Raw genomic sequence first — 22,764 nt, forward strand, 5'->3', positions numbered from 1 at the left:
CGGCCGACCGGGCGGGGGCCGGGATGCCGGATGCCGGATGCCGGATGCCGGATGCCGGGGGCCGGGGGCCGGGCTCAGCCGACCACCCGGGCCACCCAGGCCGCCGGGTCGTGGATCTCATCCTTGGTCGGGAGGGTGTTCGGCGAGGTCCAGACCCGGTTGAAGCCGTCCATCCCGGCCCGGTCCACCACGCCGCGGACGAACACCGCGCCGTCCTGGTACTGGCGCAGCTTGGCGTCCATCCCGAGCAGCCGGCGCAGCACCAGGTCGAGCCGCCCGGCGCCGCGGTCCCGGCGCTGCTGGAACTTCTCCCGGATCTCGGCCACCGACGGCACCACGGCCGGGCCGACCCCGTCCATCACCACATCGGCGTGGCCCTCCAGCAGCGACATCACCGCGGTGAGCCGGGAGAGGATCTCGCGCTGTGCGGGGGACTGGACGGCCTCCAGCAGGGTGCCGGGCCCGGAGCCGTCACCACGGCCTCCGAGGCCCGGTACGGCACCGCCGAACGCCTCCCTGGCCCGCTCCAGCAGCGCGCCCGGGTCGACGTCGGCCTGTGCCAGGAAGGCCTGCACCTCGGACTGGATGTGGTCGCGCAGCCAGGGCACCGCGGTGAACTGGGTGCGGTGGGTCTCCTCGTGCAGGCAGACCCAGAGCCGGAAGTCGTGCGGGTCGACGTCCAGCTCGCGCTCGACGTGCACGATGTTCGGCGCGACCAGCAGCAGCCGCCCGGGCCCCGGCAGGTCCGGCCCACGGCGCGGCTTGTCGAACAGGCCGGCCGGGCTGTCCGGCGGCGCCGGCAGCTCGGCCGGGGCGAAGGTCTCGTACTGGCCGAGCACCTTGGTGGACAGGAACGCCAGCACCGCGCCGACCTCGACGCCGGTGGCCTTCTCCCCCAGCGAGCCGATCACCGCGGTGCCGGCGCCGTCGCCCCGGCGGGCCTGCAGCTTGTCCACCAGCGGCTGGACGATGGTGCGGAAGCCCGCCACGTTGGCCCGCACCCAGCCCGGCCGGTCGACCACCAGCACGGGGGTGGCCGGGGCGTCCGCCAGCACGCTGGAGTTCATCCGGGTGAACGCCCGGACGTGCTCCTCGGCCTCCAGCGCATGCCGGCGCAGCTCGGCGACGACGGTCCTGGCCTCCTCGCGGGAGACCGCCGGGCCCGGACGGACCAGCCGGGTCGCCGTCGCGACCGCGAGATCCCAGTCGACCATGTCTGCCCTGCCGCTCGCGCTCGTCATGCCCTCACGGTACGTGCTGTGGCGCGCCCCGGGGAGGGAGCGGGCACCGGGACACCCCAGGGCCGGTCCCGCGACCTCCCCGCGGGCGCGGGCGGCGGAGCGGAGCGGGGACGGGGCGTCAGTGGCAGCCGCACCCGGCGAGCTTGGCGACGATCCGGTCGACGGCGGCCCGGGCCTGGTCCGCCCCGGCCGGCGTCCTGGTCATCATCGCGAACACCAGGACCCGCCCGTCGGCGTCCACCACGGTGCCGGCCAGCGTGTTGACGAAGTCCAGGGTGCCGGTCTTGGCCCGGACGATGCCGGACGCCTCGGCCGCGCCCGACCTGGGCCCGAACCGGCTGAGCAGGGTGCCGGTGAAGCCCGCGATCGGCAGGCCGGTGAGGACGGGGCGCAGCTCCGGGTGGTCGGGGGCGGCGGCCAGCGAGAGCAGCTTGACCAGGGTGGCCGGCGGGATCAGGTTGGCCTTGCTCAGCCCGCTGCCGTCGTTGAGCTGGAGGCCGGCGGTGGACACCCCGAGCTTGGCCAGCGCCTGGGTGACGGCCCCGGCGGCGCCGGGGAAGCTGGCGGGCTGCTGGGCGGCGATGGCGACCTGCCGGGCCACGCCCTCGGCGATGGTGTTGTCGGAGTGGGTGAGCAGCCGTTCGATCAGCCGGGCCAGGGTGGGCGAGGCGACGTCGCCGAGCGGCTTGGCGTCGGCGGCCGCGGTGGCCTGGGCGGGGCGGCCCTGGACCGTGATGCCCTGTGCCTTGAGCTGGGCCACGAAGGCGTCCGCCGCCTGGGCGGCCGGGTCGGTGACCCGGGCGGGCGCCTCGGACAGCGACCTCGGCTCGACCTTTCCCTCGTCCACCATCAGCGGGCTGACCGGCGCGACGTTGTAGTCGTCGTTCTCCATGTGCCGGAGCTGGCCGGTGTAGAGCGAGGTGTCGTAGCCGAGCTTCACCGAGGTGACGCCGGCCGCCTTCAGCGCGGCGGCGGCCTGCGCGGCCAGGTCGGTCAGCGAGGCGGGGGCGTTGTCCGGGTCGACCGGCAGGCCGCCGATCTGCACCTGGTCCGCGGGAAGCGCGGTGAGGGTCGGGTCGCCGCCGCCGACCAGGGTGATCTCGTCCGGCTTGGCGCCGGTGACCACCCGGGTGTGGATCCGGTGGTCCGCCGGGAGCAGCGACAGCGCCGCGACCGAGGTGGCGAGCTTGGTCGTGGAGGCGGGGGTGGCCGGGGTGTTCTCGCCGGAGCCGTACAGGAACGTGCCGGTGGCGGCGTCGCTGATGGCGAAGTTCAGGGTGCCGAGCGACTTGTCCTGCAGCAGCGGCGCGAGGGCCTGCTGCAGGCCCTGGGTGGTGGGCAGGGTGTCGGCGGAGTCGGCCACCGGGGCCAGCACGGCGCTGCCCGGCGGCGCCTCGGCCGACGGCTTGGCGCTGGCGGCGGCCGCCGGGGGCGACGGTGCGGCGAGCGCCCGCTGCGTGCCCGCCGTCAGGCCCGAGGTGGCGAGCGCCGCCCCCAGCACACCCGCGACGGCCGCCCTGCGCCCTCGCCCCACCCCAGCACCAGCGTTCACCGACAGGCCCCTTTCCTGAGCACACCTTGACGTAGGAGACACTTGGATTCTGTCAGTACCTACCTTGGAGGAACCGTTGGAGTTCGACGTCCTGATCGAGATCCCGAAGGGCTCGCGGAACAAGTACGAGGTCGATCATGAGACCGGCCGCCTCCGCCTGGACCGCATGCTCTTCACCTCGACCCGCTACCCGGCCGACTACGGCTACGTCGAGGGCACCCTGGGCGAGGACGGCGACCCGCTGGACGCGCTGGTCATCCTGGACGAGCCGACCTTCCCCGGCTGCCTGATCAAGTGCCGCGCCATCGGCATGTTCCACATGACCGACGAGGCCGGCGGCGACGACAAGCTGCTCTGCGTCCCGGCGACGGACCCGCGCTGGGAGCACCTGCGCGACATCCACCACGTGTCGGAGTTCGACCGCCTGGAGATCCAGCACTTCTTCGAGGTCTACAAGGACCTGGAGCCCGGCAAGTCGGTCGAGGGTGCCAACTGGGTCGGCCGCGTCGAGGCCGAGGCCGAGATCGTCGCCTCGGTCCAGCGGCTGAAGGACCAGGGCGGTCACTGAACCGCCGTCCCCTCGGCCCGCCGAGGTGGCCCGGAAGGCCGGGGTGAGCTGCGCGCTCGCCCCGGCCTTCCGCGTTGTCCGGCGCCTTCCGCGCTGTCCGGCACCTTCCCGGCGTTTACCGACAGGGTGTCGGCAAGATGTTGACTTAGGTAACCCTAACCAGAACAATCGGGGGGACTGTCGACCCGGATCCCGGAGGCCACCGCATGTCCAGCTCCGAGCAGCCCGTCCCGTTCTCCACCGTGCTGCGCACCGCGAGCAGCGAGGAGCACGCGGCCGCCGAGACCTCGTCGTTCATGGCCCATCTGCTGGGCGGCCGGCTCGGCGTCGAGGCGTACGCCGAGCTGTCGGGCCAGCTCTGGTTCGTCTACCGGGCGCTGGAGGGCCGGGCCGCCGCGCTCGCCGGGGACCCGGTGGTCGGGCCGCTGATCGACCCGGCGCTGATGCGCACGGCCGCGCTGGAGCGCGACCTGGCCCACCTGCTCGGCCCCGGCTGGCGGGCCGGTCTCACCCCGCTGCCCGCCACCGCCGCGTACGCGGCCCGGCTGGAGGAGCTCGCCGAACAGTGGCCGGGCGGCTACCTCGCCCACCACTACACCCGCTACCTGGGCGACCTGTCGGGCGGTCAGATCATCCGCGGTGCCGCCGAGCGGACCTGGGGCTTCGAGCGCAGGGGCGCCGGAGTGGAGTTCTACGTCTTCGCCGAGGTCGCCAACCCGGCCGCGTACAAGCGGGAGTACCGGGAGAAGCTGGACGCGGCGGGCCTCGCGATGGACGAGGTCGAGCGCCGCCGGGTGGTGGAGGAGTGCAAGCGGGCGTTCACCCTGAACGGCGCGCTCTTCGCCGACCTGGGTTCGCGATACCCGCTGAGCGCCTGACGGCCCGCCGCAGCGGCCGATCCACCGGCGGGGTGCCTGCCGGGGGATCGGCCGCTGCGGCGTCGGGTCGACCGGCCGGGCCGGCCGGTGGCAGGTCAGCCGGCGTCGGCTCGGCCGGCGTCGCCGGTGCGGCGGCGGCGCAGCAGGACGGTGGTGCCACCGCCGAGCAGCAGCAGCCCGGTCGCGGTCGCCACCAGCGGGACGACAAGGTGCTCGGCATCCTGCCGTTCGCCGTGGTGGGCCTCGCCGTCGCGCCCCCGTACGCCCGCTCCCTGGACCTGCTGGCGCTCGGCGACAAGCCCGCCCGCCACCTCGGGGTGGACGTGGAACGGATGCGGCTCACCCTGATCACCGTGGTCGCGCTGCTCACCGCGGCGGCCGTCTCGGTCAGCGGGGTGATCGGCTTCGTCGGCCTGATCGTGCCGCACCTGCTGCGGATGGCCGCCGGTCCCGGCCACCGCTTCCTGCTGCCCGCGAGCATCCTCGGCGGTGCGCTGGTCCTGGTGGCGGGCGACCTCGCCGCCCGCACCCTCGCCCGACCCGCCGAGCTCCCGCTCGGGGCGCTGACCGCGCTGATCGGCAGCCCGTTCTTCTTCTGGCTGCTGCGCCGCACCAGGAGCCGCCAGGGAGGGTGGGCATGAGGGGCCCGGGCCTGCGGAGAGGACGGACGCCGCGGGTTCCCGGACGGCCGGCCCCGGGGACCGAGGTGCTGCGCGCGACCGGCCTGCGGCTCGCGCTCGGCGACCGGGAGCTGCTGGCCGGGGTGGACCTGACGGTCCGGGCGGGCGAGGTGCTGGCGCTGCTCGGGCCGAACGGCGCCGGCAAGTCCACCCTGCTCGCGGTGGTGGCCGGCGACCTCGCGCCGACCGGCGGCGAGCTACTGCTGGGCGGCCGTCCGCTGGCCGGCCTCACCGTCGCCGAACTGGCCCTGCACCGGGCCCTGCTGCCGCAGTCGGCCGAGCTGTCGTTCCCGTTCCCGGCCGGCGAGGTGGTCCGGATGGGCCGCGCGCCCTGGGCCGCGACCCCGGCCGCGGCCCAGGACGAGGAGGTGGTGGCCGAGGTGCTGGCGCTGACCGGGACCGCCTGCTTCGCCGAGCGCCCGTTCACGGCCCTGTCCGGCGGCGAGCGGGCCCGGGTGGCGCTGGCCCGGGTGCTCGCCCAGCGGGCCGCGCTGCTGCTGCTGGACGAGCCGACCGCCGCCCTCGACCTGCGCCACCAGGAGCTGGTGCTGCGCCTCGCCCGGCAGCGGGCCGCGGCCGGGGACGCGGTGGTGGTGGTGCTGCACGACCTGTCGCTGGCCGCGGCCTACGCCGACCGGGTGATGCTCCTGTCGGCCGGCCGGGCGGTGGCCGACGGCCCGGTGCGCGAGGTGCTGACCGGGCCGCTGCTGAGCGAGGTGTACGGCCACCCGGTGGAGGTGCTGGCGCACCCGCGCACCGGGGCGCCACTGGTGCTGCCGGACCGCGAGCGGGCCGACCGGCAGCAGGCCGCCCGGGAGCGGGCCGACCGGGAGCGGGCCGGGCGCTGAGCCGCCCCGCTCAGCCCTCGCCGTCGAGCCGGAACCCGACCTTCAGCCCGACCTGGTAGTGCTCGATCCGGCCGTCCGCGATGTGCCCGCGCACTTGGACCACCTCGAACCAGTCCAGGTTGCGCAGCGTCTGCGACGCCCGGTCGATCGCGTTCCTGATCGCCTGGTCGACGCCCTCGCCCGAGGAGCCGACGATCTCGGTGACGCGGTAGATGTGGTCCGACATGGCACTCTCCTGAGCTGTCCGGTACGGCGCGGTTGACGGCCCCCCGGTCCACCGTGCCGCACCGGCCCGGGCGGCGCGCGCCAAAGCCGCCCGCCCGGGCGTCGGCCCCCGCGCGGGCGTCAGAAGGCCGCGCGGACCTCGCCGACCACCTGGCCGCCGCCGTGCAGCGGCTGGGCTCCGATCCGGGTCAGCACCTCGTGCTCGATGCCGAGCCGGCGCAGCGCGGCGGCCAGCACCGGGCCGCGGGCCCGCTCCCCGCCGTCCTCGATCTTGAAGGCGAGCGCCCGGCCGTCCGCCAGCGCGACCGCCTGGACGGCCTCGGCGCCCATCTTGGACAGCGTCCCGGGGATGGCCCGCATGAGCCAGGTGTCGGCGCGGCGGGTCCCGGCCACGTACTGCGGGTGGGCCCGCATCGCGTCGGCGACCCGGCGGCCGGGGGTGCCGGGCGCGGCCAGCAGCAGCGAGCGGTAGCCGCGGGCCAGACCGGTCAGCGAGACGGCGTGCAGCGGGGCGCCGCAGCCGTCGGTGCCGACGTGGGCGGGCTGCTCGCCGGTGGCCTCGGTGAGTGCCTGGAGGGCTAGCAGCTGGACCGGGTGGCCGGGGTCGAGGTAGCTCGCGGTGTCCCAGCCGTTGGCGGCGCAGGCGGCCAGCCAGCCGGCGTGCTTGCCGGAGCAGTCCATCAGGATCGGGCTGCGCGAGCCGCCTCGGCGCAGCAGTTCCTCGGCCTCGGTCTCGTCCAGCGGGAGGTCGGCCGGGGTGCGCAGGTCGGCCTCGGTCAGGCCGGCGCCGGCGAGTATTCGCCGTACCGCGTCGAGGTGGAACGTTTCCGCGGAGTGGCTGGAGGCGGCGAGCGCCAGTAGTTCGCCCTCGATCGCGAGCCCGGCCCGCAGGGTGGCCACCGCCTGGAACGGCTTGGCGGTCGAGCGGGGGAAGACCGGCGCGTCCGGGGTGCCGAGGGAGTACTCGACCGAGCCGTCGGCGGCCAGGACGACCAGCGAACCTCGGTGGCGGCCCTCGGTGAAGCCGGAGCGGACGACCTCGGCGAGAGCGGGCAGGGCGGCGGACTGCGGCATGGGGTTGACTCCAGTTCCAGGGGCACAGGGTGAGGGTGGCCCGGCCGCCGACCCGCTCCCCGGCCCCCGTCGGGCGGCCTCACCCCCCGGTGAGCAGGTCGTCGACCCGTGCTTCCCCCTCACGGTACCTGCGGGTGATCTCGGCGCTGCAGTCGTCCGCCGTCCGCTGCAGCGCCAGGCGGCGGCCGGAGACCCCGCGCTCGTACTCGGCCAGCCGCTCGACGGCCACCAGCAGGTCGCCGGTGGGGTGCGCGGCGAGGTCGGCGAGCTGGACGTCGCCCATCAGCTCGTCCGCCTCGGTGGCGACCTGCTCGCCGCGCGGGGGGCCGAGGGTGAGGTGCCGGGCCGGGCGGCGGACGGAGGAGGGCGCGTCGGCCAGGATGGCCGGCAGCCGGTCCAGCAGCGGGCCGGCGTCGAAGGCGACCATCGCGGCGTCGTCGAGCGGGACCTGCCGGCGGTTCAGCTCGGCCCGCAGGATGTCCATCCGGCCGTGCAGCAGCCGGCGCAGGTACGAGAGTCCGGCCTCCTGCTCCTGGGCGTCGCGCCGCAGGGTGCGCAGCTCGTCCAGCCCCAGCTCCCCCAGGCTCACCGGGCCGAGCCCGTCCGCCTGCTCCTGGGCCGTACCGCTCGCGTCCATCATCCAACCACCTGCCGTGATCCGATCCCGCCCTGACTCCGGTACGGGGGCCGTACTGGAGCACGTCCGGCCGGCCCCGGGGGTTCCCCGGGTACGCCGCTTCCACCCGCCCGGGCGACACCGGCCCGGCGGACGGTGCACGAACCGCTCACGGCACCGGCGGGCCGGTGCACCGCGCGGCGCCGTCCGACAGCGTGCCACCCTGGGCCGGGCATGTGCACGCCTGAGCACCCGAACGGCCCCGTGGCGAACGGGGGTGGCTGATACGACCGGAGCAATCCGCAGGCAGGCCCGCGCCGTATGGGGCGCACAGCGCGCCACCCCGGCGCGCACCGAAGTTCCGCGCGCCTGGGGCAGAATGGCGGGCATGCGAGCAGTGGTACAGCGGGTGGCCGAGGCCGCCGTGACGGTGGACGGCGAACCGGTCGGCGCGATCGAAGGGCCCGGGCTGTGCGTCCTGGTCGGGGTGACCCACCAGGACACCCCGGCCCAGGCGGCCCAACTGGCCCGCAAGCTCTGGTCGCTGCGGCTGTTCGGCGGCGAGGACGGCGTCGAGCGGTCCTGCTCCGACTTCGGCGGACCGCTGCTGGTGATCAGTCAGTTCACGCTGTACGGCGACGCCCGCAAGGGGCGCCGCCCCACCTGGAACGCGGCCGCGCCCGGCCCCCTCGCCGAACCGCTGGTCGACGCCGTGGTGGCCGAACTGCGGGCGCTCGGCGCCGAGGTGGCGACCGGCCGGTTCGGCGCGGACATGAAGGTCTCGCTGGTCAACGACGGCCCGTTCACCGTGCTGCTGGAGGTCTGAGCCGCCGGAGGTCCGAGCCGCCGGAGGTCCGAACCCGCCCCCGCGCGGTCAGGCGGGGACGATCACGTCCTGGGTGGCCGGCACGGTACCGGCCAGCAGCACGGCGTCCACCGGGACGTTGCGCTTCACCAGGGCGAGCGCGATCGGCCCGAGCTCGTGGTGGCGGACCGCCGTGGTGACGAAGCCGAGCGGGCGGCCCTCGCCGCCGTCCGCGGCCAGCCGTACCTCGGTGCCGTGCGCGGGCAGCTTCTCCTCGGTGCCGTCCAGGTGCAGGAAGACCAGGCGGCGCGGCGGGCGCCCGAGGTTGTGCACCCGGGCGACCGTCTCCTGGCCGCGGTAGCAGCCCTTCTGCAGGTGCACCGCGCTGCCCAGCCAGTCCACCTCGTGCGGGATGGTGCGGTGGTCGGTCTCGAAGCCGAGCCGGGGCCGGTGCCCCTCGACCCGCAGCGCCTCGTACGCCCAGACCCCGGCCGCCGGGCCGTAGCCCGCGGTGAGCCGGGCCAGCTCGGCGCGCGGCAGGAAGAGGTCCCGCCCGTACGGGAGCTCACGCACCGCGGCGGCGCCCTCGGCGGAGGCCGTGGAGCCGGCCGGCAGGTGCACCAGCGCGTAGTCGGCGCTCGCGTCGGCGATCTCCACCCGGTAGAAGAACTTCATGCTCTCCAGGTAGCCGATCAGGGCCGGCGCGGTACCCGGCTCCACGTGCACCCAGGTGGTCGTCCCGTCGTCCACCAGGTACAGCGCGTGCTCGACGTGGCCGTTGGGCGAGAGCACCAGCGCCTCGGTGGCCAGCTGCGGCGGCAGGTCGCTGACGTGCTGGGTGAGCAGCAGGTGCAGCCAGGCCAGCCGGTCGGCACCGGTCACCGTGATCACGCCGCGGTGCGAGAGGTCGACGAAACCGCGGCCCTCGGCGAGCGCGCGCTGCTCGCGGAAGATGTCGCCGTAGTGGGCCGCGACGCCCTCGTCGGCCCCCTCGGCGGGGACGGCACCGGGCAGGGCAAGCAGCGGGCTCTTCATACCCGCCAGCTTACGTCCGCCGGTCGGCCGGGCGGTGCCGGGGCGCCCGCCGCGGCCGGCTCAACCCGCCTGCTGCTGCTCCCGCTTCGCGGTGCAGTCGGCGCAGCGGCCGAAGATGGCGAAGTGCTTGAGGTCGGTGTCGAAGCCGTGCTCGGCGCGCAGGCTCTCGATCAGCGGCGCGGCGATCGCGGTGTCGGTCTCGGTGATCCTGTCGCAGTCCCGGCAGACCAGGTGCAGGTGGGTGTGGCGGCCGGCCAGGTGGTACGTCGGGGCGCCGTGGCCGAGGTGCGCGTGCGAGACCAGGCCGAGCTCCTCCAGCAGCTCCAGGGTCCGGTACACGGTGGAGATGTTGACGCCGCTGGCGGTCTTGCGGACCTGGGAGAGGATCTCGTCCGGGGTCGCGTGGTCGAGGGCGTCCACCGCCTCCAGCACCAGTTGGCGCTGCGGCGTCAGGCGGTACCCGCGCTCGCGCAGGTCGGCCTTCCAGTCGGTGGGGGTGTCGGTGTTGGCCACGGTGTCGTCCTGCCGGTCGAGGTCGTGAGACAAGTGTAGGGACCGACCACGTGGTCGGTCCCTCATCTTGCGGCCCCGCGTCCCGGGCCCGGCGGAACTCAGCGGAAGAAGGCGATGCCGTCGTCCGGAAGGTCCGCGATGTCCTGGATCAGCTTGGCCGGGTTGAGCACCTTCTTCAGCTGCGCCGACATGTAGGGCCGCAGCGGCACCTCGGGGGCGGCCTTCTCGCCGACCCAGAGCAGTTCCTCGCCGACCAGGCCGAACAGGCGCTTGCCACCGCTGTACGGCGCCGAGCCCTCGATCCGGGCGACCGCGTCGGTGGCCAGGTCGATCTGGGGCTTGCCGTCGTGCAGCTTGCCGTACCAGATCTCCACGGTGCCGTCGTCGCGGACCGAGGAGACCTCGATCTCGCGCTCGCCGCTGCTGCCGTGCTGGTTGGTGGTGACCCGCCAGAAGGCGTGCTCGTTCTCCAGCGGGCTGACCTTCTCACCTTCGTCGTTCAGCACCCAGGTGCGGGAGCGGAACTCCAGGAAGGCGCGGCCGTCGTGCCGGAAGACGACCTCCTGGCCGAAGTTGCACTTCTCGCTGCCGGGGAAGTCGAAGACGCCCGCGCCCTCCCAGGTACCCAGGAGGAAGGCCAGCGGGACGACGTCCTTGTGGAGGTCGGAAGGGATCTCGATCATGGTCCTGGACTCTGTCGTCGGGATGGGTTCGCCATCAACCGTACGGCAGTCGGGGTCAGCGCTGGCCCTGGTAGAGCTTCATCACGGAGAAGATCGCGAACCAGGTGATCAGCACTGCCATCAGAGCCAGCAGGCAGTCGAAGAAGATTTCGAGACCGGACACGGGGTGCTCCCATTGACGGCGTTGGCATACAGGGCGGACGCGGCCGAGTCTATCCGGCGGTGATCCCGCGCTCACGGTGAGCCCCACCACGTCCGGCTAGGGTGTCGCCATGTCGAAGAAGCTGGTCATCAAGGTCACCGCCGGGGCCGACGCGCCGGAGCGCTGCTCGCAGGCGTTCACGGTGGCCGCGGTCGCGGTCGCCAGCGGGGTCGAGGTCTCGCTCTGGCTAACCGGGGAGTCCTCCTGGTTCGCCCTGCCGGGCCGGGCCGCGGAGTTCGAGCTGCCGCACGCGGCGCCGCTGCCCGACCTGCTGGAGTCGGTGCTGGCGGCCGGCACCGTGACGCTGTGCACCCAGTGCGCGGCGCGCCGCGGGATCGAGGAGAAGGACACCGTCGAGGGGGTCAGGATCGCGGGCGCGCAGGTCTTCCTGAGCGAGATCATGGCCGACGGGGTGCAGGCGCTGGTCTACTGACCCGGCTCCCGGTTCAGGGCCGCCGCTCGTGGTCGGGGTGGTCCCGGTCGTGGCCGGGGTCGTCCCACTTCGGGTCGTCCCAGCGCGGGTCGTTCCACCAGTCGTCCTCCGGGTCGCGCCGGTTGGCGAGGATCGCCGCGAGCGGCGGGATCACCATCGCCACCACGCACATCCCGATCGCGGCCGGCACCGACCAGAACCGCACCGCGCCCCAGGCCAGCACGAACAGGGCGAGGCACACCCCCATCATCACGAAGTAGCGCACGTGGCGCCGGTGTGCCCGCACCCTTCCAGGGTATGACCGAGGACCCCCGCCGGGGCAGGGGTCCTCGGGCCGTTCGGCAGTCGTCTCAGACCGCGATCACGATCTCGGTGGGCTCGCCCTGGGAGGCGACCACCACCCGGTCGACGGTCGCGCCGGGGACCAGGGCGCGCAGCGTCCAGGTGCCGGGGCGGGCGAAGAACCGGAACTGTCCGGACGCCGAGGTCGGCACCTCCGCCGTGAAATCGCCGTTCTGGTCGAGCAGGCGCACGTAACCGTGCACCGGCTCCTCGTCGCGGGTCACCGAACCCTGGATGATCGTCTCGCTGGCCACGTCAACTCCTGCCAGGTCGGGGCCGCCGGCCTTCGCACCGCACATGTCTGTCTTCCCTCTCTTACCGGTCGAGCCGGGGCTCAGTTGTCGCCGAGCGCGATCGGCACGCCGACCAGGCTTCCGTACTCGGTCCAGGAGCCGTCGTAGTTCTTGACGTTCTCCTGGCCCAGCAGCTCGTGCAGCACGAACCAGGTGAGCGCGGAGCGCTCGCCGATCCGGCAGTACGCGATGGTGTCCTTGGCCAGGTCGACGCCCTCGGCGGTGTAGAGCGCCTTGAGCTCCTCGTCCGACTTGAAGGTGCCGTCGTCGTTGGCGTTCTTCGCCCACGGGATGTTGCGCGCGGTCGGCACGTGGCCGGGGCGCTGCGACTGCTCCTGCGGCAGGTGGGCCGGGGCGAGCAGACGGCCGGAGAACTCGTCGGGCGAACGGACGTCGACCAGGTTCAGGCTGCCGATCGCGTTCACGACGTCGTCGCGGAAGGCGCGGATCGAGGAGTCCACCGGCTGGGCCGTGTACTGGGTGGCGGCCCGCTCGGGCTGCTCGACGACCAGCTCGCGGGAGTCCAGCTCCCACTTCTTGCGGCCGCCGTCCAGCAGGCGGACGTCGCCGTGACCGTAGAGCTTGAAGTACCAGTAGGCGTACGAGGCGAACCAGTTGTTGTTGCCGCCGTAGAGCACCACGGTGTCGTCGTTGGCGATGCCCTTGGCGCTGAGCAGCGCCTCGAAGCCCGCCTGGTCGATGAAGTCGCGGCGGACCGGGTCCTGGAGGTCCTTCTTCCAGTCGATCCGGACGGCGTTGCGGATGTGGTTCTTGTCGTACGCCGAGGTGTCCTCGTCGACCTCGACGACGACGACCTTCGGGTCGTCCAGGCGGGCCTGGACCCAGTCGGCGTCTACCAGGACGTCGCTGCGGCTCATGGTGGTTTCTCCATCCGGGGGCGGTTGGCGGAAGAGGCTGTTCAGGGGGTGCCCGGCCGATCCCGTCCGGGCATCTGTCCGAATGCTGGGACAGGGCGGAGTGCGGGAGGCCTGGGCCGGTGGTGCGGGAACGAGGTGCGCGAACGCCGCCCACTATCGCGGGTCGGGTCGTCGCAGCGGTTCGGGCGAGCCGGAGATACCGGTCAGAACTGCCCGGTCAGCGCATTCGACACAGGCAGGTGGACACGCGGCACAGGTCTACCGCCCGCCGCTTCGTGAGATCCGCCTGTCGCTTCATGTCGACGATGCTAGGGACCTCCCGGGCCTGCTGTCATCAGTGTGTCGAATGCTGAGATCAGAATGACCGCATCATGGGATTAGACCCCGCACCGCCGACACGCGGCCCGGCCGGGCCGCCCTCCCGGCCCTCCGGACGCCCGCACGGCACCGCCCGGCAGGCCGGCGCTGGACAGCGCGTCTCGCGGAGCGGGACGGCGGGCAGCCGCCGGGAGGCCGGGACGGGACGCGACGCGCGGTGGGCCGGTCAGCCGATCAGGCGGACGTCGGTGCCGCGGAAGTCCAGCAGCAGACCGTCCGGCTCCGGGGTCACTCCGGCCAGGCCCAGCCCGGCCGGCAGCCGGCTCAGGGTGAAGCTGCGCGGGGCCAGCAGGTCCTTCACCCGGCCGTTCAACGCCGCGGCCACGCCGGTCAGTTGGAAACCGTCGGCGATCACCGTGTTGCCCTCGCTGTGCACCTTGCCCTCGCCGATCGAGAAGCCCGCCACCGAGGCCTTCACCTTGCCCGGCCCGCCGTACGACAGATCGAGGCGGTCCGCCCCCTGCACCAGCTTGGCCGCGTCCGGGTACGAGATCAGTCCGCTGCCGGTCGCGCTGCGCACCGTGGCGCTGTGGTACGAGTCGCCGACCGAGACGCCGGAGAGCGAGGCCCGGAACGAGCGCACCGCCACCTGCTGGCGGCCGTCGCTGACCTGTACGTCGTCGGCGGCGAGCTTGACGCCGTCGAACTCCCCGGACACCGCCTGGGTGAGGAAGGGGAACCCCTCGATCGTCACCTCGGGCCGGCTGCTCAGCCGGCCGCTGCTCACCAGCTGGTCGGCGGCCTCGTCCTCGGCCACCCCGACCGCCGTCCGGTCCGCCCCGACCAGCAGGCCGGCCAGCACACCGAGTCCGATCGTCAGCTTCAGCCAGCCCCGCATCTCACTCCCCCGTGGGTCGTTGGCGCCGTCCGGCGCGGTACCGCATCCTCGCAGCCGTCCACCCGTCCGTCCGCAGATACGACGATCACCCCGGGTGCGGTGGTTCCTGGAGAAGGTGCGGGCCGGCGGACCGGCCGCCGGCGCGGGCCGCTCAGCCGCCCGCGAAGGGCGGCAGCACCTCGACCGAGCCGCCGTCCCGCAGCCGCACCTCGGCGTGGTCCCGGGTGCCCACCGGGTCCCCGTCCACCAGGTACGAGCAGACGCCGAGCAGGCGCAGCAGCCCCGGCCGGTCCGCGTGCCGGGCACGGGCCTGGTCCAGCGCCTCGGCGAGGGTGGCGGCCAGGTAGGACTCCTCGGCGGCCCCGGCCTCGGCCTTGGCCGCGGCCCAGTAGCGGAGGGTGCCGCTCACCCGTACGGGTGAGTCGGGCGCGGTGTGTCCGGTGCCCTGCGCAGCGGTCCGGGCCTCGGTGGTCGCGGTCATGGCAACCCCTTCCAGTGGTCCTCGCCCGGTGCGGCGGCCGGCTCCTGTGCCGGGCCACCCACGCCAAAGGTGTACACGTACCGTGCGGCCGGTGCGGCTCCCATGATGACCCCACCCCCCGCCCCGGCGGCAACACCCCAGGTCGACACCGGTCGCCGCGGGGCGGCGCGGAGCCCGTCCGGCACCGGCGCCTGGTGGCGCAGCTCACGCCCACGGGCCCCCGGAACCGGGCGCCGCGGCGCGTTTCGGCCTCCCGCGCCGGGGTGTGGTCGGCTATTCTCGTGGCGTGAGGGATCCGGGCAGAGTCGCCCCCGGGTCCTTTTGTGCTTTCAGGACGCCAGTACGGACGTCCTTGCGAACGGCGCCCCACCCGCGCCGGTACGCGAGGACCGCCCCGCGGGGCGGCACAACGGAGTGCCGCCGGCCTGCCGGGGTGTCGCAATCGGCGCCGGGCCCCCGCCCGGCGCGGGCACAGACCGGAAGGTTCGCGGATGGGCAGGGCAACTGCGGGGCACCAGGGGTTGCGGGACCCCCGGCACACGTCCCGCACCGCCGTGCGCGCCGACGAATCCGCCGGATCTCGCCCTGCCGACGTTCCCCCACCCTGCTCAGCAGCTGCGCCGGACCGCCACGGCACCCGCCGCACTGCGACCGCGACGACCCGGAAAGGGGACTACCGGGTATGAGTTCTCTCCTCCTGCTCACCAACGCCCTCCAGCCGTCCGCCGAGGTACTCCCGGCCCTGGGCCTGCTGCTGCACAACGTCCGGGTGGCACCGGCCGAGGGCTCCGCCCTGGTCGACACCCCCAGCGCCGACGTCATCCTGGTCGACGGCCGGCGCGACCTGCCGCAGATCCGCAGCCTGTGCCAGCTGCTGCGCTCGACCGGCATCGGCTGCCCGCTCATCCTGGTGGTCACCGAGGGCGGCCTGGCCGCCGTCACCGCCGAGTGGGGCATCGACGACGTGCTGCTGGACACCGCCGGCCCGGCCGAGGTCGAGGCGCGGCTGCGGCTCGCCACCGGCCGCCTCCAGGTGGTCTCCGACGACAGCCCGATGGAGATCCGCAACGGCGACCTGTCGGTCGACGAGGCCACCTACTCGGCGAAGCTCAAGGGCCGGGTGCTGGACCTCACCTTCAAGGAGTTCGAGCTGCTGAAGTACCTCGCCCAGCACCCCGGCCGGGTCTTCACCCGGGCGCAGCTGCTGCAGGAGGTCTGGGGCTACGACTACTTCGGCGGCACCCGCACGGTGGACGTCCACGTCCGGCGGCTGCGGGCCAAGCTCGGGGTCGAGCACGAGCAGTTGATCGGCACCGTGCGCAACGTCGGCTACCGCTTCGTGGTGCCGGACAAGGCGGACAAGGGCGAGCGCCCCGGGAGCGAGCTCCCGCACGCCCCCGCCGCCCAGCAGGCCTGAGCGGTCGGCCGACGGGGACGGGCCCCGTCGGCCGCCCGGGATGTCCGGATCTGTACCGATCGCGGCCGACCGGCCACGGAGCGCCGTGACGCAACTCATGGCGCCGCCGCGCGACCCGCGTAGACTCCCTGCGTGGCCAAGGTGACGCGCGACGATGTAGCCCGACTGGCTGGGACCTCGACCGCGGTCGTCAGCTACGTGATCAACAACGGTCCGCGCCCGGTCGCGCCCGCGACCCGGGAGAAGGTGCTGGCTGCCATCGAGCAGCTCGGGTACCGGCCCAACAGCGTGGCCCAGGCGATGGCCTCCCGGCGGACCAACCTGATCGGCATGGTGGTGCCGGACGCCCGGCAGCCCTTCTTCGCCGAGATGGCGCACGCCGTGGAACGGGCCGCCTCCGAGCGCGGCAAGCTGGTCCTGATCGGCAACTCCGACTACGTGGACGACCGCGAGGTCCACTACGTCCGCGCCTTCCTCGGGATGCGGGTGTCCGGCCTGATCCTGGTCAGCCAGGGCCCCTCGCAGCGGGCCGCGGAGGAGTTCGCCGCGATGGAGGGGGCGAAGGTGGTGCTGCTGCACCGCCGGCCGGAGGCGATCGACGACGTCGCGGTGGTCACCGACGACGTGGGCGGCGCCGAGGCGGCCGTCCGCCACCTGCTGGAGGACCACGGGCACCCGTACGTGGTCTGCTTCGGCGGACCGGTGGAGTCCCCCGCCCCCGGCGACCCCGTGATCGACCACGTCGAGGGCTGGCAGCGCGCCATGGAGGCGCACGAGCTCGAGGTCGAGCCGAACCTGGTCGACGCGCCGTTCCACCGCTACGGCGCGTACGAGGTCGCGGTGAAGCTGCTGCGCTCCCCCGGCCGTCCGACGGCGATCTTCTGCTCCACCGACGACCAGGCGATCGGCGTCCTGCGGGCGGCCCGCGAGGTCGGCCTGCGGGTGCCCGAGGACCTCGCCGTGGCCGGCTTCGACGACATCCCGGAAGCGGCGCTCGCCGACCCGCCGCTGACCACCGTGGCCTCGGACCGGGACGCCATGGCACGGGCCGCCGTGGACCTCGTGCTGGACGACTCGCTGATGGTCCCGGGCTCCGGCACCGAGCGGGTCCGCAAGTTCCAGTCCCGGCTGGTGATCCGCCGTTCCTGCGGCTGCGGGGCCCCCGACCAGCGGTGATGCCCGAAGCCGGGCCGGCGCGCCGAAAGCGCCGCTGACCTGGCTTTATGAGAACCGAACAGGCTTCTCGGAAGCCTCTGACCGCACTCTCACCGGATTCTCATGCTCCGGGCGGACGTTGTGTCCATGAACGAGCAGCAGCGCAGCAACCCCGAGCAGCACCACGACGGCCCGTCCGCCCCCCGGACCGGCCACCCCGGGTACGGCCAGGACCCGTACCGCCACGACGTGCCCGGGCACGACGCGTACGAGGGCCGGGGCTGGGCCCCGCCGCAGCCGGCCGAGCCCCCCACCGCGCACGTGCTGGAGGGCACCGTGCTGCGGGACGACGGACCCGGCGGGCACGACGGACCCGGCGGGCAACAGCCCTGGGGCGGCCCGGCGCAGCCGCTGCCCGCGGGGGCCGAGGCCGGGGCCGGCGGGACGGGCGGCACCACGGGTGGCGCCCACCGGGGCGGCCGGGCCCGGCGCGGCATGCTGAAGAGCCGGCTGGCGCTCGTGGCCGCCGTCGCCACCGTCGCCGCCCTGATCGGCGGAGTGACCGGCGGAGTGCTCGCCGAGGCCCACGGGGACGGTGCGAGCGCCGCCTCCACCCTGGTCAGCCCGGTCTCGGCGAAGTCCGACGGCACCGCGAACGTCGCCGCCGTCGCCGCCGCCGTCTCGCCGAGCGTCGTCCAGATCACCGTGAACACCACCTCCGGCACCGCGACCGGCACCGGCGTCGTGCTCACCGCCGGCGGCCAGATCCTCACCAACTACCACGTGATCTCCGGTGCGGTCGACGAGAACGGCCGGATCACCGTCACGTTCAAGGACGGGAGGACCGCCACCGCCACGGTCACCGGAACCGACAAGTCACTGGACGTCGCGGTGATCGACGCCGCCGGCGTGAGCGGCCTGACCCCCGCCGCGCTCGGCGACTCCACCGACGTCCAGGTCGGCGACTCGGTGGTCGCCATCGGCAACCCCGAGGGCCTGACCGGCACCGTCACCTCCGGCATCATCAGCGCCAAGGACCGCAAGGTCTCCGTCCAGGTCGACGAGGGCTCCACCCGGGGCAACGGCGGCTTCGGCTTCCCCAACCTGCCCGGAATGACCGGCAGCCGGTCCGGCTCCACCGGCGACACCGCCACCTACCAGGCCCTGCAGACCGATGCCGCGCTCAACCCCGGCAACTCCGGCGGCCCGCTGCTCAACGCCAACGGCCAGGTCATCGGCCTCAATTCGGCGATGTACTCGTCCGCCGGCGCCGGCTCCACCGCCGACTCCTCGAGCGCGGGCAGCGTCGGCCTCGGCTTCGCCATCCCGATCAACGACATCAAGCAGGTCCTCCCGCAGCTGCAGGCCGGCCAGAACCTGTAGCCACCGGTAGCCCCGGCTCCACCGCAGGACAGCCTCCACCGCAGGACAATGGCCACACCGTACGGACTCAGAAAGGGCCCGAGCCGATGAATCCCCCCGCCGACGACCGCACCCCTGCCGAGGCCGCGGGCCCCACCGCCCGCGTCCTGGTGGTCGACGACGAGCCCGCCCTGCGGGACGCCCTGGAGAGCAGCCTCGCCTTCGAGGGCTACGAGGTGGCCACCGCCACCGACGGCTTCGAGGCCCTGGAGGCGGTCGAGCGCCAGCGGCCCGACCTGGTCCTGCTGGACATCATGATGCCGAGGATGGACGGACTGACCACCGTCCGCCGGATGCGCTCGCGCGGCGACGCCGTCCCCGTACTGATGCTCACCGCCCGCGACGCCGTCGGAGACCGGGTCACCGGCCTCGACGTCGGCGCCGACGACTACCTGGCCAAGCCGTTCGAACTGGACGAGCTGCTCGCCCGGGTCCGCGCCCTGCTCCGGCGCTCCGCGCTGGCCAGCGAGGCCGCGGCCCGGGCCTCGGTGGAGACCGACGCCAGCGAGGTGCTCGCCTTCGCCGACCTGCGGATGAACCTGGCCACCCGGGAGGTCACCCGGGAGGGCCGCCCGATCGAGCTGACCCGCACCGAGTTCATGCTGCTGGAGATGTTCCTGTCGCACCCGCGCCAGGTGCTGACCCGCGAACAGATCCTCAAGGCGGTCTGGGGCTTCGACTTCGAGCCGTCCTCCAACTCGCTCGACGTGTACGTGATGTACCTGCGCCGCAAGACCGAGCAGGGCGGCATGCCCCGGGTCATCCAGACCGTGCGCGGGGTCGGCTACGCCCTGCGCAGCGCCACCGGCGCGGCGGCGTGAGCGACGCCGTCCCGCCGAAGCCCGCACACCCGCCGAAGCGACCCGGGCGGGGGCTGCACCCCGTCCGGTGGTACCGCAGCCGCTCGCTGCGCAGCCGGCTGTCCATGCTGACCGCCGCCGCGGTGGCGATCGCGATCGCGCTCTCCGCCCTGGCCTGCTGGTTCCTGGTCAGGGACCGGCTGTACGAACAGGTCCACAGCAACCTGACGGAGGCGGACTCGCTGTTCTCCGGGCCGGCCCGGCGGGAGAACTCCTTCACGTGTGACTCCACACCGGCCGGGGCCCTGGCGGCGGCACGGCACTCCCCGGACGGCGTCCCGCTGCGACCACTGAAGTGGGACGTCGAGCTGATCTCCACCGACGGCTCCACCTGCTTCCAGCAGGGCGACGCGCACGCCATCCGCGCGGATCCTGGTGACCTCTCGGCACTCGGCGGTCACACCGCCAGCTTCCGGGACGGCGAGTACGCCGACGGGACGCCCGCGATGGTGCGGGTCGTCCCGGTCGATGTGCTCTTGCCCAACCAGACCATCAAGCAGTACGTCGCGCTGGTCGCCCAGCCGATCGAGACCGTGCAGGACTCGCTGAACAACCTCGCTCTGATCCTGATCGGCGTGGTCGGCGTCGGCACGGTCGGCGCCGGGTTCATCGGCCGCCTGGTCGCCCGGTCCGCGCTGCGGCCGGTGGACCAACTCACCGACGTGGTCGAGCACATCGCCCGTACCGAGGAGGTCGGCACCACCATCCCGGTGCACGGCAGCGACGAGATCGCCCGGCTGGCCACCTCGTTCAACTCCATGTCCACCGCGCTCGCCAACTCCCGCGACCGCCAGACCCGCCTGATCGCCGACGCGGGCCACGAACTGCGCACCCCCCTCACCTCCCTGCGCACCAACGTCGACCTGCTGATCCGCAGCGACGACACCGGCCGGGCGCTGCCGCCCGCCACCCGGGCCAAGATGCTGGGCAACATGAAGGCGCAGATGCAGGAGCTGACGCTGCTGATCGGCGACCTGCTCCAGCTCTCCCGCCCGGACACCCCCAAGCCCGGGCAGAACGTGACCGTGCTCGCCCTGCACGAGATCGCTGAACGGGCCGTGGAGCGGGCCCGGCTGCGCGGCCCGGGCCTGGCCTTCGAGCTGGCCATCGAGCCCTGGTACGTGCGCGGCGACGGGCCGGCGCTGGAGCGGGCGGTGATCAACCTGCTGGACAACGCCGTGAAGTACAGCCCGCCCGGCGGCTCCGTCGACGTGGTGCTGCGGGCCGGGAAGCTGACGGTCCGCGACCACGGGCCGGGGATCGAGCCGGAGGAACTCCCGTACGTCTTCGACCGCTTCTGGCGCTCGCCGTCCTCCCGGCAGCTGCCGGGTTCGGGGCTCGGGCTGTCGATCGTGGCGCAGGCGGTCCGGGACAGCGGCGGCGAGGTCTCGCTCGGCCCGGCCGCGGACGGCGGCCCGGGCGCGCAGGCCACCATCCGCCTGCCGGGTCAGCCGGAGCCGCCGCAGTAGCCCGGACACGGCGAGGGCGGGACACCCGGGGGTGTCCCGCCCTGCGTCCGTGCACAACCGTCAGTCGTTGTCCGTGCCGGTGCCGATGATCTTGATCCGGTCCTGCGCCGGGACCTTCAGCGGGGCGTCGGCCTTGCTGTTGGCGCCCAGGTAGGCGGCGAACAGGTCGAGGTCCGAGACGCCGACCAGCTTGTCGGTTCCGGCCGCGAAGGCCGGGAAGCCGTCGCCGCCGCCGGCCAGGAACTCGTTGGCCGCGACGCGGTACGAGGCGGCCGGGTCGATCGCGGTGCCGTTCAGCTTGACCGTGTCGACCAGGACGCGGGCGGCGCCGGTCTTGGTCATGTCCAGCGTGTAGGTGAAGCCCGCCGAGTTCTGCAGGATCTTCGGCGCGGCCTCGTTGACGCCGCTGACCTGCTGCTGGAGCAGCTGGACGAGCTGGGCCCCGGTCAGCGTCTTGACCTGCATCATGTTGGTGAACGGCTGGACGGTGAACGCCTCGCCGTAGGTCACCACGCCGTCGCCCTCGCTGCCCGAGGCCTTGTAGACCAGGTCGGAGCGGATACCGCCGGGGTTCATGAAGGCGATCTGAGCACCGCCCTTGTCCTTGGGGGCGAGCCCGGCGAGCTGGGCGTCGGCGATCACGTCACCGAGCGGCTTCTCCAGGTCGGCGGAGCCGCGGCCGTTGATGTCCGCGCCGATCCAGCCGAGCGGGCGGTTGGCGATCGGGGCGGCCAGCTTGTTGTAGTAGTCGATCAGCTTGGTCATGTCCGCGGCCTTGGGCACGTCGCGGCGGACGATGTGGTTGGCGGCGGTGACCGACGGGCGCACGATAGCGCCGGAGCGCTTGTCGAGCTTGAGGTCGATCTCGGTGTAGAGCCGGCCGAAGGAGGCGGCGCTGGTCACCGAGCGCGGCACGCCGTTGGGGTCCGGGATGCTGCACGCGTACGCGTTGTGGGTGTGGCCGGTGACGATGGCGCCGACGGCCGGGTCGATCTTCTTGGCGATGTCCACGATCGGGCCGGAGACACCGGCGCCGCCCGCGCCGCAGTCGAAGTCGTAGACCGGGCTGGCCGGGTAGCCGCCCTCGTGGATCAGCGCCACGATCGAGTCGACGCCCCGGCGCTTGAGCTCGGCGGCGTACTTGTTGATCGTGGTGACCTCGTTGGCGAACTTCAGGCCCTTGACGCCCTCGGCGGTCACGATGTTGGGCGTGCCCTCGAGCGTCACCCCGATGAAGCCGACCTTGACGCCGTTCACGTTGGTCACCCAGTACGGGTCCAGGATCGGCTTGCCGGTCTTCTCGTTGGTGACGTTGGCGGCCAGGTACTCGAAGTCGGCGCCCTTGAACTTGCGGCCCTTGACGTAGCAGCCGTCGGTCGGGTGGCAGCCGCCGTTCTGGAGGCGCAGCAGCTCCTTGGAGCCCTCGTCGAACTCGTGGTTGCCCACGCTGGTGACGTCGAGGCCGAGCTTGTTCATCGCCTCGATGGTCGGCTCGTCGTGGAACAGGCCCGACATCAGCGGGCTGGCGCCGACGATGTCACCGGCCGCCACGGTCAGCGAGTTCGGGTGGCCCTTGCGGGCCTCGCGCAGCGCCGTCGCCAGGTACTCGATGCCGCCGGCGGGGGTGGAGACGATCTGCTTGGTGACCGGGTCGATCTCCTTGACGGTGCCGGAGGACCCCGCCGGGGGCTCCAGGTTGCCGTGGAAGTCGTTGATGGCCAGCAGCTGGAGGTCGACGACCTTCGGCTGGTGGTGACCGTGGCCGTAGCCGTGCGCCTCGGCCACGCCGGGCACGAGGACGGAGCCGAAGAGGCCGGCGGCTGCGGCGGCGGCGTAGGCCGCCTTGCGGTATCGACCGGTGAGACCGGTGCTGGGCAT

General features: G+C 73.5%; 25 protein-coding genes and 1 pseudogene. 11 read left to right on the forward strand and 15 right to left on the reverse strand.

Annotated features, from left to right (window positions below):
• Positions 1 to 74: 74 nt before the first annotated feature.
• Together AA75_RS21365 and dacB are read right to left on the reverse strand one after the other, a co-directional pair.
• Positions 75 to 1,241, reverse strand: coding sequence for a zinc-dependent metalloprotease (locus tag AA75_RS21365; RefSeq protein ID WP_082526706.1), 1,167 nt, complete (start codon positions 1,239 to 1,241; stop codon positions 75 to 77).
• Between the two features lie 118 nt (positions 1,242 to 1,359).
• Positions 1,360 to 2,793 carry a D-alanyl-D-alanine carboxypeptidase/D-alanyl-D-alanine-endopeptidase gene (dacB, locus tag AA75_RS21370; RefSeq protein WP_158515544.1) on the reverse strand — a complete coding sequence of 478 codons (1,434 nt, stop codon included), beginning with the start codon at positions 2,791 to 2,793 and terminating at the stop codon, positions 1,360 to 1,362.
• Positions 2,794 to 2,869: 76 nt separating this feature from the next.
• Here dacB and AA75_RS21375 point away from each other — a divergent pair, with 76 nt between their 5' ends.
• The 4 genes and pseudogenes from AA75_RS21375 to AA75_RS21390 all read left to right on the forward strand — a co-directional run bounded on the left by AA75_RS21375 (position 2,870) and on the right by AA75_RS21390 (position 5,767).
• Complete coding sequence (locus AA75_RS21375; protein ID WP_033821764.1) at positions 2,870 to 3,361, forward strand: inorganic diphosphatase; 492 nt, start codon at positions 2,870 to 2,872, stop codon at positions 3,359 to 3,361.
• 206 nt (positions 3,362 to 3,567) lie between these two features.
• Complete coding sequence (locus tag AA75_RS21380; RefSeq protein ID WP_033821765.1) at positions 3,568 to 4,239, forward strand: heme oxygenase (biliverdin-producing); 672 nt, start codon at positions 3,568 to 3,570, stop codon at positions 4,237 to 4,239.
• 206 nt (positions 4,240 to 4,445) lie between these two features.
• A pseudogene (locus AA75_RS21385) lies at positions 4,446 to 4,880 on the forward strand (FecCD family ABC transporter permease); the annotation flags it as partial.
• The gene (locus AA75_RS21390; RefSeq protein WP_051812968.1) at positions 4,877 to 5,767 is read left to right on the forward strand and encodes a heme ABC transporter ATP-binding protein; all 891 of its coding nucleotides are present in this window, start codon (positions 4,877 to 4,879) and stop codon (positions 5,765 to 5,767) included. The pseudogene AA75_RS21385 and the gene AA75_RS21390, both read left to right, overlap by 4 nt.
• Before the next feature lie 10 nt (positions 5,768 to 5,777).
• Here AA75_RS21390 and AA75_RS21395 read toward each other — a convergent pair whose 3' ends face one another.
• From AA75_RS21395 to AA75_RS21405, 3 genes are all read right to left on the reverse strand, one after another.
• A complete protein-coding gene (locus AA75_RS21395; RefSeq protein ID WP_033821766.1) occupies positions 5,778 to 5,993 on the reverse strand; it encodes a dodecin in 216 nt (71 codons plus the stop codon).
• Positions 5,994 to 6,112: 119 nt separating this feature from the next.
• Positions 6,113 to 7,066, reverse strand: coding sequence for an asparaginase (locus AA75_RS21400; protein ID WP_033821767.1), 954 nt, complete (start codon positions 7,064 to 7,066; stop codon positions 6,113 to 6,115).
• 79 nt (positions 7,067 to 7,145) lie between these two features.
• Positions 7,146 to 7,706, reverse strand: coding sequence for an ABC transporter substrate-binding protein (locus tag AA75_RS21405; protein WP_233289125.1), 561 nt, complete (start codon positions 7,704 to 7,706; stop codon positions 7,146 to 7,148).
• A gap of 364 nt (positions 7,707 to 8,070) precedes the next feature.
• On the opposite strand from AA75_RS21405, the gene dtd reads away from it, so the two are divergent.
• Positions 8,071 to 8,508, forward strand: coding sequence for a D-aminoacyl-tRNA deacylase (gene dtd / locus AA75_RS21410; protein WP_033821768.1), 438 nt, complete (start codon positions 8,071 to 8,073; stop codon positions 8,506 to 8,508).
• Positions 8,509 to 8,556: 48 nt separating this feature from the next.
• Here dtd and AA75_RS21415 read toward each other — a convergent pair whose 3' ends face one another.
• The 3 genes from AA75_RS21415 to AA75_RS21425 all read right to left on the reverse strand — a co-directional run bounded on the left by AA75_RS21415 (position 8,557) and on the right by AA75_RS21425 (position 10,718).
• The gene (locus AA75_RS21415; protein WP_033821769.1) at positions 8,557 to 9,522 is read right to left on the reverse strand and encodes a folate-binding protein YgfZ; all 966 of its coding nucleotides are present in this window, start codon (positions 9,520 to 9,522) and stop codon (positions 8,557 to 8,559) included.
• A gap of 60 nt (positions 9,523 to 9,582) precedes the next feature.
• On the reverse strand, positions 9,583 to 10,068 hold the full coding sequence (locus AA75_RS21420) for a Fur family transcriptional regulator (protein ID WP_233289126.1): 486 nt from the start codon (positions 10,066 to 10,068) through the stop codon (positions 9,583 to 9,585).
• Positions 10,069 to 10,133: 65 nt separating this feature from the next.
• Positions 10,134 to 10,718, reverse strand: coding sequence for an FABP family protein (locus tag AA75_RS21425; RefSeq protein WP_033821770.1), 585 nt, complete (start codon positions 10,716 to 10,718; stop codon positions 10,134 to 10,136).
• A gap of 272 nt (positions 10,719 to 10,990) precedes the next feature.
• Between AA75_RS21425 and AA75_RS21430 the strand changes: the two genes are divergently transcribed.
• The gene (locus AA75_RS21430) at positions 10,991 to 11,353 is read left to right on the forward strand and encodes a DsrE family protein (protein ID WP_033821771.1); all 363 of its coding nucleotides are present in this window, start codon (positions 10,991 to 10,993) and stop codon (positions 11,351 to 11,353) included.
• A gap of 13 nt (positions 11,354 to 11,366) precedes the next feature.
• On the opposite strand, the gene AA75_RS21435 is transcribed toward AA75_RS21430, so the two are convergent.
• The 6 genes from AA75_RS21435 to AA75_RS21455 all read right to left on the reverse strand — a co-directional run bounded on the left by AA75_RS21435 (position 11,367) and on the right by AA75_RS21455 (position 14,563).
• Entirely contained in the window at positions 11,367 to 11,639 is a 273-nt protein-coding gene (locus AA75_RS21435) for a DUF3099 domain-containing protein (protein WP_033821772.1), read from the reverse strand.
• 64 nt (positions 11,640 to 11,703) lie between these two features.
• Positions 11,704 to 11,994 (reverse strand): DUF1416 domain-containing protein, encoded by a 291-nt coding sequence (locus AA75_RS21440; protein WP_033821773.1) that lies wholly within the window; start codon positions 11,992 to 11,994, stop codon positions 11,704 to 11,706.
• Between the two features lie 35 nt (positions 11,995 to 12,029).
• Positions 12,030 to 12,866 (reverse strand): sulfurtransferase, encoded by an 837-nt coding sequence (locus AA75_RS21445; RefSeq protein ID WP_033821774.1) that lies wholly within the window; start codon positions 12,864 to 12,866, stop codon positions 12,030 to 12,032.
• Between the two features lie 217 nt (positions 12,867 to 13,083).
• A complete protein-coding gene (locus tag AA75_RS54040; protein WP_350637490.1) occupies positions 13,084 to 13,164 on the reverse strand; it encodes a putative leader peptide in 81 nt (26 codons plus the stop codon).
• Between the two features lie 246 nt (positions 13,165 to 13,410).
• Positions 13,411 to 14,082: a DUF2993 domain-containing protein gene (locus tag AA75_RS21450; protein WP_033821775.1), complete on the reverse strand. Its 672-nt coding sequence runs from the start codon at positions 14,080 to 14,082 to the stop codon at positions 13,411 to 13,413.
• Between the two features lie 151 nt (positions 14,083 to 14,233).
• Positions 14,234 to 14,563: a MoaD/ThiS family protein gene (locus AA75_RS21455; protein WP_082526709.1), complete on the reverse strand. Its 330-nt coding sequence runs from the start codon at positions 14,561 to 14,563 to the stop codon at positions 14,234 to 14,236.
• A gap of 682 nt (positions 14,564 to 15,245) precedes the next feature.
• Here AA75_RS21455 and AA75_RS21460 point away from each other — a divergent pair.
• The 5 genes from AA75_RS21460 to AA75_RS21480 all read left to right on the forward strand — a co-directional run bounded on the left by AA75_RS21460 (position 15,246) and on the right by AA75_RS21480 (position 20,886).
• Positions 15,246 to 15,980 (forward strand): response regulator transcription factor, encoded by a 735-nt coding sequence (locus AA75_RS21460; RefSeq protein ID WP_033821776.1) that lies wholly within the window; start codon positions 15,246 to 15,248, stop codon positions 15,978 to 15,980.
• Positions 15,981 to 16,112: 132 nt separating this feature from the next.
• On the forward strand, positions 16,113 to 17,156 hold the full coding sequence (locus AA75_RS21465; protein ID WP_033821777.1) for a LacI family DNA-binding transcriptional regulator: 1,044 nt from the start codon (positions 16,113 to 16,115) through the stop codon (positions 17,154 to 17,156).
• A 126-nt stretch (positions 17,157 to 17,282) separates the two neighbouring features.
• Positions 17,283 to 18,518 carry a S1C family serine protease gene (locus tag AA75_RS21470; protein WP_082526712.1) on the forward strand — a complete coding sequence of 412 codons (1,236 nt, stop codon included), beginning with the start codon at positions 17,283 to 17,285 and terminating at the stop codon, positions 18,516 to 18,518.
• 86 nt (positions 18,519 to 18,604) lie between these two features.
• The gene (locus AA75_RS21475; RefSeq protein WP_033821778.1) at positions 18,605 to 19,378 is read left to right on the forward strand and encodes a response regulator transcription factor; all 774 of its coding nucleotides are present in this window, start codon (positions 18,605 to 18,607) and stop codon (positions 19,376 to 19,378) included.
• Positions 19,375 to 20,886 carry a HAMP domain-containing sensor histidine kinase gene (locus AA75_RS21480; protein ID WP_359890118.1) on the forward strand — a complete coding sequence of 504 codons (1,512 nt, stop codon included), beginning with the start codon at positions 19,375 to 19,377 and terminating at the stop codon, positions 20,884 to 20,886. Before AA75_RS21475 ends, AA75_RS21480 begins: the two co-directional genes overlap by 4 nt.
• Positions 20,887 to 20,946: 60 nt before the next feature.
• Here the strand turns inward: AA75_RS21480 and AA75_RS21485 are convergent, their stop codons facing one another.
• On the reverse strand, positions 20,947 to 22,764 hold the full coding sequence (locus tag AA75_RS21485; RefSeq protein ID WP_033821779.1) for a bifunctional UDP-sugar hydrolase/5'-nucleotidase: 1,818 nt from the start codon (positions 22,762 to 22,764) through the stop codon (positions 20,947 to 20,949).

The organism is Kitasatospora sp. MBT63 (assembly GCF_000710465.2).
In the GTDB taxonomy this organism is placed as follows: Bacteria; Actinomycetota; Actinomycetes; order Streptomycetales; family Streptomycetaceae; genus Kitasatospora.